The following is a 17,629-nucleotide window of genomic DNA, read 5'->3' as shown; positions in this document are numbered from 1 at the left end:
ACGGGTGGGCCGCGGGCTGTCGACTCCTCAGAAGTCGACGGCGTCGCGGATGAGCGGGCAGGTCATGCAGTGACCGCCGCCGCGACCGCGGCCCAGCTCGGCGCCCACGATCGTGATGACCTCGACCCCGGCCCGGCGGAGCAGCGTGTTGGTCTGGGTGTTGCGGTCGTAGGTGAAGACGACTCCCGGCTCGACGGCGACCGCGTTGTTGCCGCTATCCCACTGCTGCCGCTCGGAGGCGTACACGTCGCCGCCGGTCTCGATGACCCGTAGTTCCTTCAGCCCGAGGGATTCGGCGACCACGTCGACGAAGGCGCGGTCGCCCTCGTCGACCACCTCGACGCCCGGCGCACGGTCGCTGGGGCGCAGCGAGAACGTGTGGATGCCGTCCACGATCGTCGGGTACAGCGTGACGATGTCGCGGTCGGCGAACGTGAAGATCGTGTCGAGGTGCATCGCGGCGCGCAGCTTGGGCATGCCGGCGACCACGACACGCTCGGCGGCGCCCGCGGCGAACAGCGCCGCGGCCACCTGGGTGATGGCCTGCCGCGACGTGCGCTCACTCATTCCGGTCAAGACGACGCCGTTGCCGATCGGCATGACGTCGCCGCCCTCGAACGTCGACAGTCCCCAGTCCTGCTCGGGGTCACCCCACCAGACCGGCGAGCCGATGAAGTCGGGGTGGAACTGGTAGACGGCCTTCATCAGCAGGGTCTCGTCGTGACGGGCGGGCCAGTAGAGCGGGTTCAGCGTCACGCCGCCGTACAGCCAGCACGTCGTGTCGCGGGTGTAGAGCGTGTTCGGTAGCGGCGGCATGAGGTACTCGCGGACGCCGGTGGCCTCGCGGGCGAGGGCGACGTAGCCGGAGCGGAAGTCGCTGGGCAGGTCCGCGGTGGCCAGGCCGCCGATGAGGAAGTCCGCGAGCTCGCGCGGCTTGAGCTCCTCGAGGAACGCCCTGGTATCGCTGATCAGGCCGATCCCGACTTCGTTCGGGACGATCTTGCGGTCGAGCAGCCACGTCTTCGCCTCGGGGATGGCCATCGTGTCGGCGAGCAGTTGGTGGAGCTCGACGACCTCCACGCCGCGCCCGCGGAGCTTGTTGACGAAGTCGGCGTGGTCGCGCTGCGCGTTCTCGACCCACATCACGTCGTCGAAGAGCAGGTCGTCGGCGTTGCTGGGGGTGAGCCGCCGATGGGCGAGCCCGGGAGCGCACACCAGAACCTTGCGCAGCCGGCCCACCTCCGAGTGCACGCCGAGGGTTGCAGCGCTGGCTCCGTTGTTGCTGACCATGACTTACCTCCAGGTGGGTCAGATGGAGATCCAGCCCGCGGCCAGCGCGCCGATGCCGACGAGCGCTCCGAGGACCGAGATGACACAGATGACGGCTTCGCGGCCGGAGAACAGCTGCCGGCCCTGCTCCCGGCGGGCCATGACGAACAGGATCGTGGCCGGGGCGTAGAGGATGAACGACACGAGGACGAACTTCGGGCCGGCGGCGACGAGCAGGAAGATCGTGTACACGACGGCCAGCACGCCCACGGTCAGTTCCCGCCGCCATCCCTGCGGCTGCTCGGTGTAGGTCTCCCTGGTCACGCCGAGCTTCAACGCGTACGCCGCCGCGAGCAGGAACGGAATGAGGCTCAACGCGCTGGTCAGGTCGAGCGCGAAGTTGAACGCGTCCTCGGAGAAGTACGTGACGACCAGGACGATCTGGATCAGGATCGTGGTCAGCAGCAGCGCCGCGAACGGCACGTCGCCGGCCGTGGTACGCCGCAGGAACCGCGGCATGTCGCCGTCCTTGGCCGCGACGTAGAGCACCTCGGCGGCCATCAGCGTCCAGGCCAGATAGGCACCGAGTACCGAGACGACGAGCCCGACGCTGACCAGGACCATGCCCCACTCGCCGACGGCTGCCTCCAGCACACCGCCCATCGACGGCTGCCGCAGCTCGGCGATCTCACTGCTCGGCAGGATGCCGTAGGACACGATCGTCACCGAGGCGAACACGGCGAAGACCGCGAGGAACCCCAGCACGGTGGCTCGCCCGACGTCCTCGCGCCGTTCGGCGTGGCGGGAGTAGACGCTGGCGCCCTCCACGCCGAGGAACACGAAGACGGTGATCAGCATCGTGCCCTTGACCTGCTCGAACAGCGATTCCGTCTGCGCGCCGCCGCGCAGATTGTCGACGAAGACGCCCGGATCCAGCGCGAACAGCGCGAGCAGGACGAACACCAGGATCGGAACGATCTTCGCGATCGTGACGATGCGGTTGAGGACCGCTGCGTCCTTCACGCCCCGCTGGATCAGGTAGAAGAACACCCAGACGCCGATCGTCGACAGCACGATCGACAACACGGTGTCGCCGTCACCGAGCGCCGGTACCACCGCGCCGATCGTCGACATGATGAGCACCCAGTACGTCACGTTGCCCACGCACGCGCTGGCCCAGTAACCGAAGGCGGAGAAGAACCCCAGGTACTCGCCGAATCCCGCCTTCGCGTACGCGTAGACCCCGGCGTCGAGCTCCGGTTTGCGCACGGCCAGCGTCTGGAAGACGAAGGCGAGCATGAGCATGCCCGCACCCGCGATCGACCACGCGATCAGCGCACCGTAGATCCCGGTCTCCTGCGCGAAGCGGCGCGGCAGCGAGAACACGCCGGCGCCGATCATCGACCCGACCACCATCGAGGTCATCGTCAGGAACGACAACTTCTGGACGGTGGACGGGCGCGGTGCAGTCTCGGTCCCGGCCATGTCAGGCCACGCCGAGTTCCTCGGCCAGTTCCTTCTCCTGCGCGTGCGACAGCGACGTCTGGAGAACCTCGCCGCCGAACGGCCGCAGCGCCTCGACGACGTGGTCGCGCTGGAGCTCGATGACCTTCGCGTACGCCGCGGTGTCGTGATCGTCGTATCCGATGATGATCAGGTCGGACATGGGTACCTCCGTCTGCCGTGGCTCGAGCGAGTAGGCCGCCCGGCTGCCGCGCTCTGCCGCAGCTCAAAAGGACCGTACGGATCGGACGGTGGCGGCCACCTCATTCGCGGCGGGTGAGGTGCGCCGTCGTGCGCTGTCCGCGGTGTCGGCGCGGTGGAAGTTCAGCCGGTGCGGATGAGGTGGCGTAGCCACGTCGTCGGCACGCTCGTGCTCGGCGGGGACGGCGATCGGAGTCCGATGAGTCCACGCAGCGGCGAAGCGCCACCGGGCGACCCAACGCCGTCGACCTGCAACGGTTCTCCGGGCCCGGCGTGCGTCCGCCGATCCGGGTCTACGTGGGTCTCGACACGGCGCCGACCTCACGGGAACGGGCCGCGTTGGCGGTGCGGGAACTCCAGCGCACCGGCGCCTTCCACCGGGAGACGCTCTGCCTGGTCACCACCACCGGCACCGGCTGGGTCAACCCGCAGGCCGTGGACCCACTGGAGTACATGTACCGGGGCGATACCGCCCTGGCCGCGATGCAGTACTCCTATCTCCCGAGCCCGATCTCCTTCCTCACGGACGAGGAACGGGCCAGGGAAGCCGCGCGTGACCTCTTCGACCAGGTGTACGCGGTCTGGTCCCGGCTGCCACGGACCGAGCGTCCGAAGCTGCTCGTCTTCGGCGAGAGCTTCGGCACCCTGCCGACGGCCGCCTGGGCCGAGATCGCGCCACCACCTGGATGGACCCCGGAACGCACCGCGGCGCTCATGCAGCTGCTCACCGTCCCGGACGACTGACGCGGCCATCCGGCCCGCCCGGCTCGAACAGGATCGCCCGGTGCTCCCACGCAAGGCGCAGACAGCCGGCACCGCCCGGCGCCATCCGACCCTCGCCCAGCTGCCGATCCATGACGTCCTGCGCGAACGGCAAGGCGGACTCCGACCGGCCTTCGGCGTTGGCGGCCGCCACGTCGGCGAAGACGTCGTCGTACACGTCTGCGTCGAGCACGCAGACGGTGAGGATCTCCCCGACGAGCGTCAGCGCGTCGAGCGCCAGCCCGAGAACGAAGACGCGCAGTCGCCCGGCGCGGTACGCCTCATCGAGGGACCGGAACGGCTCGTCGGTGTAGTCGACGAGCCTGCCGTCGGCGCCGTACTCGGTGTGGCCGAGGAACTCCTCGGCATACTCGCGCATCAGGCAGCGCCAGAGATCGAAGTCTGCGACGCGGGCAGCCGGATCGGAGCTGGACGGCTGGAAGACCCCGCAGGGCATGACGTGGGTGGTGCCGCCGGCGACGGCCACCTTTTGCGGATCGCGGTGGTGCAGCAGGAAAGTGCGGCTGTCCTGGCGGCGATCCCAGCGGATGGTCAGGGTGTCGATCGACGGCAGGAGCGCCCGGCGAGCCAGGTCGAAGGGGTCGCCGAGCAGGCGTCGAAACGGCACGCGCGCCCAGTTCGGTCGGCCCGTGCCGCCGTCGGGGCCGCGGTTCGCCCGAGCGAGCTCGTGTGCCAGCGGCTCGACGACGTCCAGCTGCTCGAAGTAGCTGGTGCGGCCGAGCTCCAGGCGTGGGCGGGCCGGGTCGAGGTCGACGTGCACCAGGCGATACGACTCGCGGTCGTCGAACAGTCGGGGACGCGCCAGGTCGGCCATCGCCTCGCTGTACCGCGGGTAGCGGCGGTCGACGTCCGCCAGTGGACGGGTCTCCTCGGCGACCGGCTCCGCCCCTGTCACCGCCGGTGGCGGTACGTCCTCGCGGTAGGAGAGCGCCACCCGTGCCAGCGGAATCGGCGTCGGCGGAATCCAGCCGGGTGCGGCGAGCAGGTCCGCGTCGGCCACTCGCCAGTCGGGCGGGTAGAGCTGAGCGGCGAGGCGGGTCAGCTCGGGCCGATGGGCGTTGAGCGCTGTTCGAGTCGCACACCACGCGTCCTGGTCGGCGACGACGCGACGTTCAGCGGTTGCCGACCGATCGGATGCTGTCACTGGTCGAACTGTAGAGCCACGCGTCATCACATCTGGCCGGCCAGGTCGCCGGCGACGTCGACGGCGATGTCGATGGCTCGGCTCACGAGCGGCGATTGGGTGCGCTCGGCCGGCCAGTGCAGGTACATCTCGCGGGCGGGCGAGGGCCGCAGCTGGTGGATGCCCAACCGATCGTCGGACCAGGCGTCGGAGCCGTGGAGCGCGAGCCACGGCAGCACCGCCGAGCCGATGCCTGCCCGCACCATCGAGAGGATGGTTTCGTGTCCGGCGGTCCGGAACACGATCCGTGGCCGCGCGCCGCCGGTAGCGAGCGCACGCTCCAACCATCGCTGGTGATAGGTCGGAGGCCAGGCGACCATCGGAACGTCGTTGAGCAGCTTCACCGGCACGGGACCCGGAGGGAACGCGTCGGCGCCCGCCACCAGGAGGTACTGCTCGTCGAACAGCTTGACGTGCTCGACGTCGCCCTCGATCCGGCCGTCGTGGAACAGCAGATCGAGGTCGCCGAGCTGCGGATCCTCCGGTTCCACCTCGGACAGCCTGATGTCGCAGCCGGGGTGCTCGTCCAGCAGGCGGCGCACGACGGTCGGCAGGATCAGGTTCGACACCCCCGGGAAGGTGCCGATGTCGATCCGGCCGTGACCCGCCCGGAAGCGATCAACGGCGTCGGCCAGTGCCTCCGCCTTCGTGAGCAGGTCGCGTCCATGGCCCAAGACCACCTCGCCAAGGGGAGTGATCCGTACCGGCCGCGGACCTCCGGGACGGTCGAAGACGGCTCCACCGACGGCCTTCTCCAGCGCGGCGATCTGCTGGCTCACCGACGATTGGGTGTAACCGAGCCGATCGGCTGCCCGGCCGAACGTGCCCTCCTCGGCGATGGCTGCCAGGGTCCGCAGGTGGCGCAGCTCGACGTCGGCCATGACGGCAGAGCATAACGGCTAGCGATTGATTTGATCGTTGACAATCGCTTTTCTCGATGTCTCGGCGAATCTACGGTCATCGGCATGACTACCTACCGTGCATCCACTGCCGACACCGAAATCCTCGAACTCGACGGCGTCGAGTTGGCGATCGAGCGCCGCGGCCCCACCGGCGCACCCGCGCTGCTGCTTCTCGCCGGCGGCGCCCAGTCGATGGACTGGTGGACCCCCGAATTCTGCGACCTGCTCGGCGCCGGCCAGTTGCAAGTGATCCGGTACGACCACCGGGATACCGGTCAATCGAGCGCGTCCCCGCCGGGACGGCCCGATTACACCGGCGATGACCTCGCGGACGATCCACTCCGCATCCTCGATGCGCTCGGCATCGACGAAGCGCATCTCGTCGGCATGTCGATGGGGGGCGGCATCGCGCAGAACATCGCGGTGCGCAACCGCGAGCGGGTGCGGTCCCTGACGCTCGTCGAGACCAGCCCCGCAGGTGGCGACCACGGGGAACTGCCGCCGCCGAGCCGCGCGGTGGCCGCGACCTGGGAGGAACCCGAGCCGGAGATCGACTGGACCGATGAGAACAGGGTCATCGACTACCGTGTCGACGTGGAGCGCCCGTTCGCCGGCCCGCTCGGGCTCGACGAGCCGCGGGTGCGCGCCCTGGCGACCCTCGAAGTGCGCCGCAGCCGCGACATGGCGTCGTCGATGATGAACCACTTCGTCGCCGGCTCCGGAACCGCGGTGGACCCGGCCGAGATCCGGGTGCCGACCCTCGTCCTGCACAGCGCCGACGACCCGATGTTTCCGCTCCCGCACGGGGAGGCGCTCGCGCGAGTGATCCCGGGGGCCCGGCTCGTACGCCTCGCGGGAGTGGGTCACGAAATCCCGCCGCCCGCCGTGTGGGATGTGGTCCTACCGCAGCTGCACAGGCACGTACTGGGCGCCTAACGCACATCCATGCCGCGGCCACGAGCGGCGGCCGTACGACGAGGAGGAGATCATGGCGATTCACCGGATGGATCACGTCGGCTTCGTGGTGGAGGATCTCGCGGCGGCGATCGGATTCTTCGTCGAACTGGGCTTGGAGTTGGAGGGCGAGACCACGGTCGAGGGCGCCTGGGTGGACCAGCTCGTCGGGCTGAATGACGTGCGTTCGGACCTTGCTTTCCTGCGGACCCCGGACGGCCAGAGCCGGGTCGAGCTGTCGACGTTCCATCGGCCGGTGGCCACCGGCCGTGCGCCGTGGGAGCCGGTGAACACCCCGGGCATCCCTCGGCTCACCTTCGTCGTCGATGCGGTCGAGGACGTCGTCGACCGGCTGCGCGGTCACGGCGCCGAGCTCGTGGGCGAACTGGCGCAGTACGAGGACCACTACCGGTACTGCTACGTCCGCGGCCCCGCCGGCGTCATCATCGGGCTGGTCGAGGAACTTCGCTGAACGACGCTCCTCTCACGTCGAAGCTGAACATCATCCCGCTCTCGTGATGCTCGGCGATGTGGCAGTGCGCCATCCATCGCCCGGGATTCGTGACGTGCAGCAAGATGTCGACGGTCTCGCCGGTTCGCAGCAGGACCGTGTCCTTCCAGGCCAGGTTGGGCTCGATGACGCCGTCCCTGGCCAGCACGAGGAACCGACCGGCACCGTGCACGTGGAACGGGTGGTGCATCGGGTGGTCGGACTCCCGGGTGTTGACCAGCCGGATCTTGACCGTGTCGCCCGCGGTGAAGGTCCACGCGATCTGGTGGTTCTCCGCACCGGTGTCCGCGTCGACGAGCTTCCACACCGTGTTCGACGGGTCGGAGGCGCGGTTCATCTCCGGCATCGTGTCTTCCCACTCGATGCCGTCCCCGGCGTCGTGGTCGTGATGGTGGTGGTGATGATGCATCCCCGGCATCTCGGCGACGAACGTCAGCGTCTTGTCCGGCTCCCGCTCCAGCTGCGGTCCGAGACCGCGACGGATCTCGGTCAGCTCCGGGTCCGTGCGCAACGACTCGAACGACGCGAACGACGCGGCCGCACCCGCGACGGAGAAGGATCCGAGCTCGTAGACCCGCTCGGGCGTCCGGTGCTCCAGCCCGACCTGCCCCGGGCTGTCGAACCGCACGTCGACGACGGCCCGCTCCGACGGCGCGAGCAGCACCGACGACACGAACGCCTCCTGCTCGTAGCGGCCGGAGTCGCTACCGACGAGCTTCATCCGTGCCCCCGGCAGCGCGACGCGGAAGATCCGGGTGTTCGCGGTGTTCACCAGATACAGCCGGACCACCTCCCCCACCGCCGCCCGCGCGGTGAACGTCGTCTCGCCGTTGGTGAGCAGCACGTTGCCGAAGCGTCCCATCGCGGCGAAGTTCGGCCCGGAGCGGTCGAACGGCACCATCTGCCCGTCCTCCAGCAGCACGTCGTCGAGCGTGATCGTCAGGTCCCGGTCGACCGGCGGCCAGTACGCGGCGTTCGCCGGCTCGACCACGATCGGCGCGTACAGCCCCATCTCCTGGCCGTAGTCCTCGCGGAGGTGCGGGTGGTACCAGTACAGGCCCGGATCTCCGAAGCGCAGGCGGTACGCGAACGTCCCGCCCGGTGGTATCGGCGGCTGGGTCTGCCCCGGCACGCCGTCGAACCGGTTCTCCAGCCGGAGGCCGTGCCAGTGCACGGTCGTGTCGGCGTCGCTGTCGTTGGTGACGTGCACCGTGACCTCCGAGCCCTGGCGCACGCGTAGCGTCGGGCCGGGAACGGAGCCGTTGTAGGCGAGCATCGGGATCTCGTCCCCGCCGATTCGCTTGCGAATCGGTCCGATGTGCAGGTCGAACTCGTCCTCCGGTTCCAGGCTGACGGTCTGCGTCACTGCTTTCTCCTCCTCCGGATGACGACGTCGAGCGCGCCGACGGTCCCGAGCCCCAGTAGCCCGACGGCCACCAGCGCGACCAGCGGTAGCACCGGCCAGCCCGGGCCGGTGAACGACAGGTGGCCGGTCGGGTACTCGAGCAGCCGAGCGTTGAAGCGGGCGAGCGGCACGTTCTCGTGTTCGGCCAGGTCGCGCAGCGTCGCGTCGAACGGGAACCCGGTCGTGCCCACGTGCACGTAGTGCGGCCGAACGCCGCTGTCCTCGGCCCACGCGCGCACGTCGGGCGGTACCTCGCGGCCGGGCACCACGAGACGGTCGAGTTCCGGAGCGTTCTCGACGGTGTAGCGCGGAACGAACGTGAGGCCGTGCGCGGACCGCACCGGCGAGGACCCCAGCGACGTGGTCCGCGACGTGAACGACGGCCCCGGATAGGCGTCGAACGCGGAGGCGAGTTCGATCTCCGACGCGCCCTCGGTGACCACCACCCCGATCCTCGGCTTGTTCGGGGTCCAGGCGGCGCGCAGCACGTAGAGGGCGCGATCGGCGGGGCTCAGGGTGTCGACCGGGATCCGGGGCTCGTCACCGAGCCGGGTGTCGGGGTAGCCGATGCGCTCGCTCAGCGCGGTCGCGGCCGGTTCGCCCAGCCGTTCCCGGACGACGTGCAGCGCGGCGACGACACCGGACGTGACACCGGCGCTGGTGAGAACGGTGCCGTCCTGGACGTAGCGGCTGCCCTGCACCCACTGCGTGTCCGGGTACCGCTTCTTCCACTTCGGCAGGTTGGCCCAGCTCGCGGTCGCGCGCCGTCCGTCCAGCAGCCCGGCGTCGGCGAGGACCTCGGCGCCGTCGCAGACCGACATCAGCGTGCCGATGCCCGAGGCGTGTTTCCGCAGCCAGTCGGCGACCGGCCGCTGTCCGTCGGACCCGACCCGCCACATCGCGGGCACGACGACGACGTCCGGCGACCGGCCGCCGAGCCGGCGGTCCAGGTCGGCGAGCGAGAACTGGGGCAGCACGTCCAGTCCGCCGCTGAGCGTCGCCCGCCGCTTCGTGGGCGCCGCCAGGTAGACGTTGAACGCTCCGGACTCCACGAAGACCTGGAACGGGGCCAGGGCGTCGGTGACCTCGGTTCCACCGTGGTTGAGCAGCACGACCGCGGTCGGCTTCGCCGGGTCGTGGGCGGGCGGCGTCACCTGGGCGCTCCGCTCGGCGGGCGGTGGTTCGTAGCGGTCGGCCTGCGCGGCCCGCACCCCGAAGACGCTGATCAGGACCGGTGGTACGACGAACGCGATCAGGTAGACGGCGACCCGGGCAATCCGCGTGAGGATCCGGCTCATGCCCGTCAGCCGAGGGCGCTGTCGGGCTGCGGCGCCGAGTGCCGGTGATGACCCTGGGTGTACTGGTCACGGCGGACGAGCATGTACGCGACCATGCCGCCGACCATCGCCACGTGGGTCAGCACCATCAGCGTGCCCTCGGCCGCGAGCCAGGCCGGGGCGACGTCCAGCACGACCGGAATCACCAGGACGAACATCGGCACGAGCATCGCCGCGGTCATCTGCCCGCCGTCGGACCAGGAGTGGCCGCGGTAGCGCATCCACGCGACCATCGGGACCGCCATCGCGACACCCATGGCGCCGTAGGTGACCAGCGGGCCCTCGTACCCGGGCGGCTCACCGACGACCATCAGGCCGATCCCGAGGACGGCCATGCCGACACCCATCGCGAGCAGCATCTCGACGAGGTGGCGCAGGAACCGCAGCACGTCGTTCTCCCTCCTGGCGGACGATCGCCAGGAAGCTATCGATCAGCGTCCCCCCGACGGCTCTACCGAAAGGTAGAGATCGACGGCAGATTCAGCGCCCTGGCCCGCGCGACCGCCTGCGTCCGGCTGTGCGCGCCGAGCTTGCGGTACAGGTTGTTCAGGTGCGTCTTGACGGTGCCGACGCTGACGAACAGCTCCGCCGCGATCTCCCGGTTGTTCTTGCCCACCGCGAGCAACCGCAGGACGTCCGACTCCCGATCGGTCATCGGCTCGACGAGCGCCGCCTGCGGTGGGGCGGCCTGACGCGCGAACGCGGCACGGAGTTCCTCGGAGCCCGGGACCCGCGGGAGCAGTGCGGCCAGCGCCGGGCCTTCGTCGACGAACGTCCGGACGTAGTGCTCCGGCGCCGCTCGCCCGAACGCGTCGGCCAGCGTCGCGGCGGCCTCGTCCGGCATCGACGCCTGCGCGTGCGCGAGCGCCTGCAACACCAGGATCTCGAGGAGATCCCGGCCCCGGTCGGCCGTCTGGGCAGCGTCGCGGAGCGGCCGCAGCTGGTCCAATGCATCGCGGGAGCGCCCGCGGGCGTGCAGCAGCCTCGCCGTGGCCAGCCGGCCGGGGATCTCCGCGCCCGGCGTTCCGGCCTCGGTGTGCCGGGCCAGGGTCTGCTCGGCAGCCGCGGCCTCCGGGAGTTCACTGCGCCGCAGGCGGAGCCGCACCATCCAGGCCGCGGCGACCACGGCCTCCGGGTTCGCCCCGTAGTCCCGGGCGACCCGCTCCGCCCGTGCGGCGGTGCCGAGCGCGGCGTCGGTTCGGTGGCGGGCGTGTTCGAGCCGGGAGAGGCCGACCAGACCCCAGGTCAGGTCCGTGACGTTCCCGGTCCGCTCGGCCGACTCGACGCCCGTGCGGAACGCCTCCTCCGCGGCGTCCAGATCGTCACGCTCGTACCGCAGCGCCGCCAGCCCCAGGTGGATCGCCGCCGTGGCCGAGGACGCCTCCATGTCCTGCTGCAGTACGTACCGTTCGGCCCGCAGGAGCGTGGCGTGTGCCCGGCCGAGCCGTCCGCGCTCGGACTGGACCCGCGCGAGCAGTGTCAGCGCCGAGAGCGTGCCGTAGACGTGGCCGGCGTCGCGGCCGATCGCGGCGGCGTCGGCGAGGGCCGTCTCCGCCGCCGGGAGATCGCCGAGTGACCACAGTGCGTCGCCCAAGGAGTCCGCGGCGAAGACGCGGAGCCCGCCCCGGTCCGCGGGCAGGAGTGCGAGCGCCTGCCGGGCGAGGTCGATCGCGGAGGGCAGATCGCCGCGGAGCCGGGCGCACCAGGACCGGACGGCGGCCGAGAACCCCGCCGGCACGGATTCCTCGCAGCCGACGGACGCGGCGAGCCGCTCCGCCCGGTCCGGCTTCCCGGTCAGCGCCAGGGCCAGCGCTTGCTGGAGCACGAGCGTGGGCTGATCGCGCACCACGTCGGCGGGCAACGCCTCGATCCAGCCGAGCACGGTCGGCACCTCGCCGCGGCTCCAGGCGTCGTCCGTGCCCCGCTGGATCAGGTCGACCGCGCGGTCGTGGTCGGCCGCCGCGATCGCGTGTCCGATCGCGTCCGGCAGGGCGCCGTTCGCCTCGCACCAGCGGGACGCGCGGACGTGGAGTTCGCCGCGCTCGGGGCCCAGCCGGGCACGCAGGAAGTCCGCGAAGAGATGGTGGTACCGGTACCACCGGCGTTCGTCGTCCAGAGCGACGACGAACAGGTTCTCCCGCTCCAGCCGCTCCAGCGTCTCCTGCCCGTCGGACCGGCCGGTGACCGCGTCGCACAGCGGTCCGCTCAGGTGGTCGAGGATCGACGTCTCGACGAGGAACCGCCGCGCGTCGGCGGGCTGCCGGTCGAGGACCTCCTCACCGAGGAAGTCGAAGACGTCCCGGTGCCGGCCGGAGAACGACTCGACGAACCCCGCGGAGTTGGCGCAGCCGCGCAGCGAGAGCGCCGCGATCTGCAGACCGGCAGCCCAGCCTTCGGTCTTCTCGTGCAGCCTCATCAGGTCCGGCCGCGGCAGGTCCAGCCGCATCACGTCCCGCACGAACGCCGCGGCTTCCGACGCCGTGAACGCCAGGTCGGCAGCTCCCAGCCGGACCAGCTCGTTGCGGACCCGCCACCGGGCCAGCGGCAGCGGTGGATCGACCCGGCCGGACAGAACCACGTGCAACTGCTCCGGCGCGCGTTCGACCAGGAAGGCGCATACCCGGTGCACCGCGTCGCCGGTGATGACGTGGTAGTCGTCGAGGACGACGTCGACCGTGCTCGGCCGCCGTGCGAGCTCGTTGACCAGCGCGCCGATCAGCGCGTCCGGGTGACGGACGTCCGGCGAGCGGAGCGCGGCCAGCACGCCCTGCCCCAGTTCGCCCTCGCCGGAGCCCTGCCGCAACGCACCGATCAGCGAGGACAGGAACCGGGTCGGGTCGTTGTCGCGCTCGTCCAGCGTCAGCCAACCGACCCGTTCCCGGGTTCCGGCCCACGTGCCGAGCAGCGTCGTCTTCCCGTAGCCGGCCGGAGCCGCGACGACGGTGAGCCGGCGACCGGCTCCCGGGTCCAGCCGCTCGGCTAGGCGGGCGCGCCGGACCACGGTCGCCCTCATCGTGTTCGGGCGGAGTGTCGGGCCGGAGCCTTCCATGGCGGTTCAGCGTAGCGACGCTCAGGTGCCGAGGTCGTCCGAATGTCCGGCCGCCAGGCGGGCCCACTGCACGATGGGGCGTCCGTTCGTTCGCCAGACCTCGGGGTTCTGCGCGTCACCCCAGGGCTGGGGCCAGCCTTCGGGAGAGTCCTCCCACGTCTCCTGCCGTCCGTAGACGGTCATGTCCAGGAGCCCGTGGGTGGGGGCCATGATCTCGACGCCGCGACCGCCGGTGTAGTAGGTCTCGAACACTCGCTCGCCGTCGCGGACGTAGCAGACCAGGTGGTGGCGTTGCCAGTCGCGGCCCTCCAGGAGTTGCGGCGCCGTCTTCTCGACGGAGTACCACGGCATGTCCAAGCCGAGGAAGTCCCGGTAGCGGATGCTCTCCTCGTACGGGCCCTTGCAGAGCGTCGCGTACGTGATGTCCCGGGAGTGGACGTAGGACAGCTCGCGGACCTGGCTGTTGAAGAACGTGCACCCCTCGCACTGCTCCGCGGCCGGGCGGCCGGGCCACCAGGCATGGAAGTACCCGATCAGCTGCTTCCGGCCTTCGAAGACGTCCAGGAACGGGATCGGTCCGGAAGGGCCGATGACCTCGATGGTGGCGTCGATCTCCACCATCGGCAGCCGCCGCCGCGCCGCGGCGATCGCGTCACCTTCGTGCGTGTGCGCCTTCTCCCGAACCCGCAGACGGTCCAGTTCGGACTGGAACGTCGCTCGATCGACGACGGTGGGCATCGATTGGTCAGCCATGAGTATTCCCCTGTTCATCGGAGTAGTACTGCCTGCGGCCGAGCATGGCGACGAGCATGCCGAGGTACATCCACTCGTGCCCGGCCATCGTCGCCGCGTGGTGATGGCCGGTCCCACCCATCCAGAGCGGCACCAGCGCCACGAAACCCACGCTCATACCGGCGACCATTTCGCCGATGAGCGGGAGGCGGTGACGCCGCACGGACATCCAAGCGGCCACCGCTACCGACATGTTGGCGGCCATCAGCAACGCCGACACCGTCGCGCCGTCCAGGGCACGCGGGTGGCCGATGGCCGACGCCAGTAGGGACTCCAGCCAACCCAGAACGACCATCCCGACGAGCATGGCCGCCACCATCTCCAGGTAGTGGCGGGCGAAACGGAGTCCCGCCGTGATCCTGGCTCGCCACGGGCGTGGGCGACCAGTGGTGTCGGACGTCAGAGCGGCCTGCGTGCTCATGGGGGTGACCCTTCGATGTGAGCCCGATCGCGCTGGGGTGTCGATTGGCAGATATTGCAACCACCTGGTTGCTATTGAAGCTATAGCAGCCAATCGGTTGCGTCAACCTTCCCGCCGGTCTCGGCCGAAGGTTGGCAACCGCGCGCGACCACCCGCCGGCGAGCGGCGACAGAGCCCTCGCGGCATGCTCCGAAAGATGTAATCCGGCTTCGTCAGCGCGCAGGACGTGCGACCGCCGAGCGGCACCTACCGTGAGACGCATGGACGCTCAGAAGCACAGTGGACTCCGGAACGCGCTGCTCACCGAGAAGAAGACGTTGATCAGCGGCCTGGCCACGTTCGCGGTCGGTCTTGTGCTGTGGCTGTTCGGCTCCGACAACCATGTCGTCCTCTTCACCCCCTCGAAGCTGGGCATCATCCTGATGGTCATCGGCGGGCTGGAGACCCTGTGGGCGCTGTTCAAAGCCGGGCGGCGCCGCCCGGTGGCGTGACGTCCGCCGGAGACTCAGCGCCCGGCCTACTGGGGTCGTTCGTAGCAGGGCGTGCTGATCCCCAGCGCGAATGCGATCGGAGGGTCGCCGGAGGTGAGGGTGACGGTGACCTCGTCGCTGGGACGGGTGCCTTTCAGGTTCGCCTTGACGCCCTCGGCGCCGAAGGTCGAGTAGGTGACGTCGGTCCACCCGGCAGCTTTCCATTCCTGGCCGAGCCGGGTGAGGACGCTGCGGTGCTGGTCGGCGGGGAGGAACACCTGGTAGACGCCGCGGATGGAGTACGGGCCCTCTTCCGAGGCGTTGCCCTGCGGATCCTCACACCAGATTTCGCTGACGCCGACCTTGGTGAACTTTCCGGTCGGCGCGATCTGCTGGTGCAGTTCGCCGGCGAGCGCGGCGATGGCCACCCTGGCGTCGGCGGGGTCACGCGTGGGCAAGGGGTGCTCCTCGGCCGGATCAGGGGAATGGGAACAGGCCGCGAGCACCGCGGCGAGGCTCAGCGCGATCACGACCCACCACGGACGGGCAGGTCGGCGCCGGGTCGCAAGCTCGAGGAGCAGGGTCATGGTGGGTCCACCGATTCGCCGCGAATTCGTGCCTGCCGGTAATTCCAGCCCTCGTCGGAGGTGTGGTCCAGCGCGCCTGGCGTCTGCTGCAGGAGGTCGTACTGGCCGGTGACGACAGCGGCTTGGTTCCGCAGGCTGGTGGAACCCTCCATCCAGTAGTTCCCGTGGCCGTGGGTGTCGACGTGAAACCGGTTGGCGCCGAACTCCGGATTGGCCGGTGACACGCCGTGGGCGGAGTCCGCGGTCCAGTTGACGATGGGGTCGTCGGGTGCGGCTCCGGCCCAAACATGGTTCCGGTCGAGATTGAGGTCACCGGCTTCGGCGACGCGCATGCCGGGGCTGCCAGCGGCGATGATGTCGTCGACGGCCAGGCCGTCCCCGGAGCTGGCGGCGGTGCCCACGACCGTGGATCCGTAGCTGTGCCCCAGAGCGGTGTAGTGGCCCTCCCCCTGGTGCGTGGCGTGCAGGCCGTTGAGGAACGCGTCGAGCCGGGCCGCGCCCTGATCGGCGCGCTCATGGCCCGCGAGCGACAGGTTGCCTTCTCCACCCGGCTTCCAGGGCTGGAAGTTCTCCGGCGCGTCGTAGTCCAGCCACGCGATCACCGAGACGTCACCGGGAACGCTGGGCGTGAGGGAGTCCGCTTCTACCTGGAGCGGAATGGCACGGTTGAGCATGAGGCCCGGTACGTCGTCCATATCGGTGGCGACACCCGGCACGAACGTCGTGACGTGGGTGGCGGTGTCGGGGTTACCCACCGCGACGATCGCCCGGCCCGCGTCCGGATTCCCCACCGCACCCGGCGCATACCCCAGCAGGTAGAGCGGAACGGGCGTGTCCTCGGTTCCGTACTCGGACTCTTCGAGCCGCTGGAGGAGCCTCTCGGTGGTCCGGCGGTCATGAGCGACCCGGTCACGCCACCCTTGATCGGTGGCGGACCCGAACTCGGTGGCCTTCTGCTCGACCTCGGCCAAGTGCCGGTGCAGCTGAGCCCGGTTCGCGGCGTTGCGGTCGACCGCCGGGATGCCGTTGAGCCGTCCGAGCTCGGCGGGGTAGGCGGTCAGATAGGCCTGTCGCTGGTCGGCCGTCAGACCCTGCCACCATTCGTTGATCGTCCACGCGGACTTGCCCTCCGGGATCGTCGACTTGTCCGCGCCCAGCAGCTTCGCGTTGTCCTTCGCATCCCGGGCGGCGTTGAGCACCTCGGACGGGCTCATCACCCCGCTGGGCGGATGGATGTACCGGGTGAGCGCGGAGGCGTACTCCTCGTCGAGCCGAGTCGCTTCGGCCAGGACAGCCGCGACCCGGTCGGCGAAAGCCTGGGCGGTCTCGTTGTTCCGGCGCGCCGCGGCCAGGGCCGACAGGTCATCGGCCGACTCCGTAGCGGTCAGGTAGGGCGGCTCGACGCTCCCGTCGGCGCGGACACGCGCTCCGGCCGCGCGGGCCTCCTGCTCGAGGTCGTCCAGTTGCCGTTGAAGGGTCGCGAAGCGCGACGCTGCCGCATCGATCAGCGCGCCGACCGCCCGCGCCTGCTCGGCCAGCAGACCAAAGCCCTCGTTGACGCCGTCGAGATGGCGGTAAGCCGCCTGCGCCGCAGTCCCCTCCCAGCGCGAGTGGTGGTGCAGCGGACCGATCAAGTCGCTGACCGCGTCGTCCTCCACCACCTTGAAACGTACAGCGAGCTTCCGCCAGGCAGCACCCGTCGACTCGACCGCGGACAGACGGGCATCGCGCAGGTCATCCAGCTCGACCATCGGGCTAGAACCGGTCCAAGGCGGTGAAGGAGGCCGCCGTCTCCGCGTCCGACTGCAGGTATCCCTGGGCCGCACCGGACAGTGCATCACCGAGACGATCGAGATAGTCCCGATGACGCCCCAACGCATCGACCCAGCCGAACTGCAGCCGATCCAACACCTCCCTGGTGCGAAACCCCGGCAGCGCCCGGACAGCAGCGTCGGTGTCGGTCTCGAGGCTCGTCGCTTCCTGCCGGACGACGTCTGCGAACCGGCCGGCAACACCCGCCGCCGTGAGCAGAGCGACGGGATTGACCCGCGTACCCATCAACGCCTCCCCCGGGAGTGGCGTACGGTGATCGGCCCATCACCGTAGCGGCGCGGACCCCAGGTGGGGCCGAAACGAGACGCTCCGCACACGCAATGAAGCGGATCGTAGTCCTGCCCCGCATCAGTCACGGGTCGAACGATCGGAAGGTTCAGGCGCGCGCCCCGACCACCGCCACCGGATTGCCGAGAAGCCAACGCGCAG

Annotated in this window: 18 protein-coding genes; 4 read left to right on the top strand and 14 right to left on the bottom strand. The window is 70.1% G+C overall.

Annotated elements, in window-relative coordinates; all coding sequences use genetic code 11:
• Positions 1 to 27: 27 nt before the first annotated feature.
• From ABEB28_RS07835 to ABEB28_RS07825, 3 genes are read right to left on the bottom strand one after another with little or no spacing between them, the layout of a single operon-like run.
• Complete coding sequence (locus ABEB28_RS07835) at positions 28 to 1,290, bottom strand: arginine deiminase (RefSeq protein WP_345727304.1); 1,263 nt, start codon at positions 1,288 to 1,290, stop codon at positions 28 to 30.
• 18 nt (positions 1,291 to 1,308) lie between these two features.
• Positions 1,309 to 2,754, bottom strand: a complete 1,446-nt coding sequence (locus ABEB28_RS07830) for a basic amino acid/polyamine antiporter (protein ID WP_345727303.1) — start codon at positions 2,752 to 2,754, stop codon at positions 1,309 to 1,311.
• A 1-nt stretch (position 2,755) separates the two neighbouring features.
• The gene (locus ABEB28_RS07825) at positions 2,756 to 2,935 is read right to left on the bottom strand and encodes a DUF1269 domain-containing protein (RefSeq protein WP_345727302.1); all 180 of its coding nucleotides are present in this window, start codon (positions 2,933 to 2,935) and stop codon (positions 2,756 to 2,758) included.
• A 311-nt stretch (positions 2,936 to 3,246) separates the two neighbouring features.
• On the opposite strand from ABEB28_RS07825, the gene ABEB28_RS07820 reads away from it, so the two are divergent.
• Positions 3,247 to 3,717 (top strand): alpha/beta-hydrolase family protein, encoded by a 471-nt coding sequence (locus tag ABEB28_RS07820; RefSeq protein ID WP_345727301.1) that lies wholly within the window; start codon positions 3,247 to 3,249, stop codon positions 3,715 to 3,717.
• Here ABEB28_RS07820 and ABEB28_RS07815 read toward each other — a convergent pair.
• Complete coding sequence (locus ABEB28_RS07815) at positions 3,698 to 4,900, bottom strand: XRE family transcriptional regulator (protein ID WP_345727300.1); 1,203 nt, start codon at positions 4,898 to 4,900, stop codon at positions 3,698 to 3,700. The genes ABEB28_RS07820 and ABEB28_RS07815 overlap by 20 nt on opposite strands.
• Positions 4,901 to 4,926: 26 nt before the next feature.
• A complete protein-coding gene (locus ABEB28_RS07810; RefSeq protein WP_345727299.1) occupies positions 4,927 to 5,820 on the bottom strand; it encodes a LysR family transcriptional regulator in 894 nt (297 codons plus the stop codon).
• A gap of 30 nt (positions 5,821 to 5,850) precedes the next feature.
• On the opposite strand from ABEB28_RS07810, the gene ABEB28_RS07805 reads away from it, so the two are divergent.
• On the top strand, positions 5,851 to 6,777 hold the full coding sequence (locus ABEB28_RS07805; RefSeq protein ID WP_345727298.1) for an alpha/beta fold hydrolase: 927 nt from the start codon (positions 5,851 to 5,853) through the stop codon (positions 6,775 to 6,777).
• Between the two features lie 52 nt (positions 6,778 to 6,829).
• Positions 6,830 to 7,267: a VOC family protein gene (locus tag ABEB28_RS07800; protein ID WP_345727297.1), complete on the top strand. Its 438-nt coding sequence runs from the start codon at positions 6,830 to 6,832 to the stop codon at positions 7,265 to 7,267.
• Here ABEB28_RS07800 and ABEB28_RS07795 read toward each other — a convergent pair.
• From ABEB28_RS07795 to ABEB28_RS07770, 6 genes are all read right to left on the bottom strand, one after another.
• Positions 7,239 to 8,672, bottom strand: a complete 1,434-nt coding sequence (locus ABEB28_RS07795; protein ID WP_345727296.1) for a multicopper oxidase family protein — start codon at positions 8,670 to 8,672, stop codon at positions 7,239 to 7,241. The two genes, ABEB28_RS07800 and ABEB28_RS07795, sit on opposite strands and share 29 nt — an antisense overlap.
• Complete coding sequence (locus tag ABEB28_RS07790) at positions 8,669 to 10,009, bottom strand: DJ-1/PfpI family protein (protein WP_345727295.1); 1,341 nt, start codon at positions 10,007 to 10,009, stop codon at positions 8,669 to 8,671. Before ABEB28_RS07790 ends, ABEB28_RS07795 begins: the two co-directional genes overlap by 4 nt.
• Before the next feature lie 5 nt (positions 10,010 to 10,014).
• Complete coding sequence (locus ABEB28_RS07785; RefSeq protein WP_345727294.1) at positions 10,015 to 10,437, bottom strand: hypothetical protein; 423 nt, start codon at positions 10,435 to 10,437, stop codon at positions 10,015 to 10,017.
• A gap of 62 nt (positions 10,438 to 10,499) precedes the next feature.
• The gene (locus tag ABEB28_RS07780) at positions 10,500 to 13,097 is read right to left on the bottom strand and encodes a winged helix-turn-helix domain-containing protein (protein WP_345727293.1); all 2,598 of its coding nucleotides are present in this window, start codon (positions 13,095 to 13,097) and stop codon (positions 10,500 to 10,502) included.
• A 21-nt stretch (positions 13,098 to 13,118) separates the two neighbouring features.
• Positions 13,119 to 13,850 carry a DUF899 family protein gene (locus ABEB28_RS07775; protein ID WP_345727292.1) on the bottom strand — a complete coding sequence of 244 codons (732 nt, stop codon included), beginning with the start codon at positions 13,848 to 13,850 and terminating at the stop codon, positions 13,119 to 13,121.
• Positions 13,843 to 14,310: a hypothetical protein gene (locus ABEB28_RS07770; RefSeq protein WP_345727291.1), complete on the bottom strand. Its 468-nt coding sequence runs from the start codon at positions 14,308 to 14,310 to the stop codon at positions 13,843 to 13,845. Before ABEB28_RS07770 ends, ABEB28_RS07775 begins: the two co-directional genes overlap by 8 nt.
• A 260-nt stretch (positions 14,311 to 14,570) precedes the next feature.
• Between ABEB28_RS07770 and ABEB28_RS07765 the strand changes: the two genes are divergently transcribed.
• Entirely contained in the window at positions 14,571 to 14,801 is a 231-nt protein-coding gene (locus ABEB28_RS07765) for a DUF5708 family protein (protein WP_345727290.1), read from the top strand.
• 26 nt (positions 14,802 to 14,827) lie between these two features.
• Here the strand turns inward: ABEB28_RS07765 and ABEB28_RS07760 are convergent, their stop codons facing one another.
• From ABEB28_RS07760 to ABEB28_RS07750, 3 genes are read right to left on the bottom strand one after another with little or no spacing between them, the layout of a single operon-like run.
• Positions 14,828 to 15,367 carry a hypothetical protein gene (locus tag ABEB28_RS07760; protein ID WP_345727289.1) on the bottom strand — a complete coding sequence of 180 codons (540 nt, stop codon included), beginning with the start codon at positions 15,365 to 15,367 and terminating at the stop codon, positions 14,828 to 14,830.
• A complete protein-coding gene (locus ABEB28_RS07755; RefSeq protein WP_345727288.1) occupies positions 15,364 to 17,118 on the bottom strand; it encodes an alpha/beta hydrolase in 1,755 nt (584 codons plus the stop codon). Before ABEB28_RS07755 ends, ABEB28_RS07760 begins: the two co-directional genes overlap by 4 nt.
• Before the next feature lie 4 nt (positions 17,119 to 17,122).
• Positions 17,123 to 17,425, bottom strand: a complete 303-nt coding sequence (locus tag ABEB28_RS07750) for a WXG100 family type VII secretion target (RefSeq protein WP_345727287.1) — start codon at positions 17,423 to 17,425, stop codon at positions 17,123 to 17,125.
• Positions 17,426 to 17,629: the final 204 nt, after the last annotated feature.

It is taken from the genome of Cryptosporangium minutisporangium (genome assembly GCF_039536245.1).
Taxonomy (GTDB): Bacteria; Actinomycetota; Actinomycetes; order Mycobacteriales; family Cryptosporangiaceae; genus Cryptosporangium; species Cryptosporangium minutisporangium.
The sequence above is the reverse complement of the archived record's forward strand: the minus strand, read 5'-3'. Positions and strand labels throughout refer to the sequence as shown.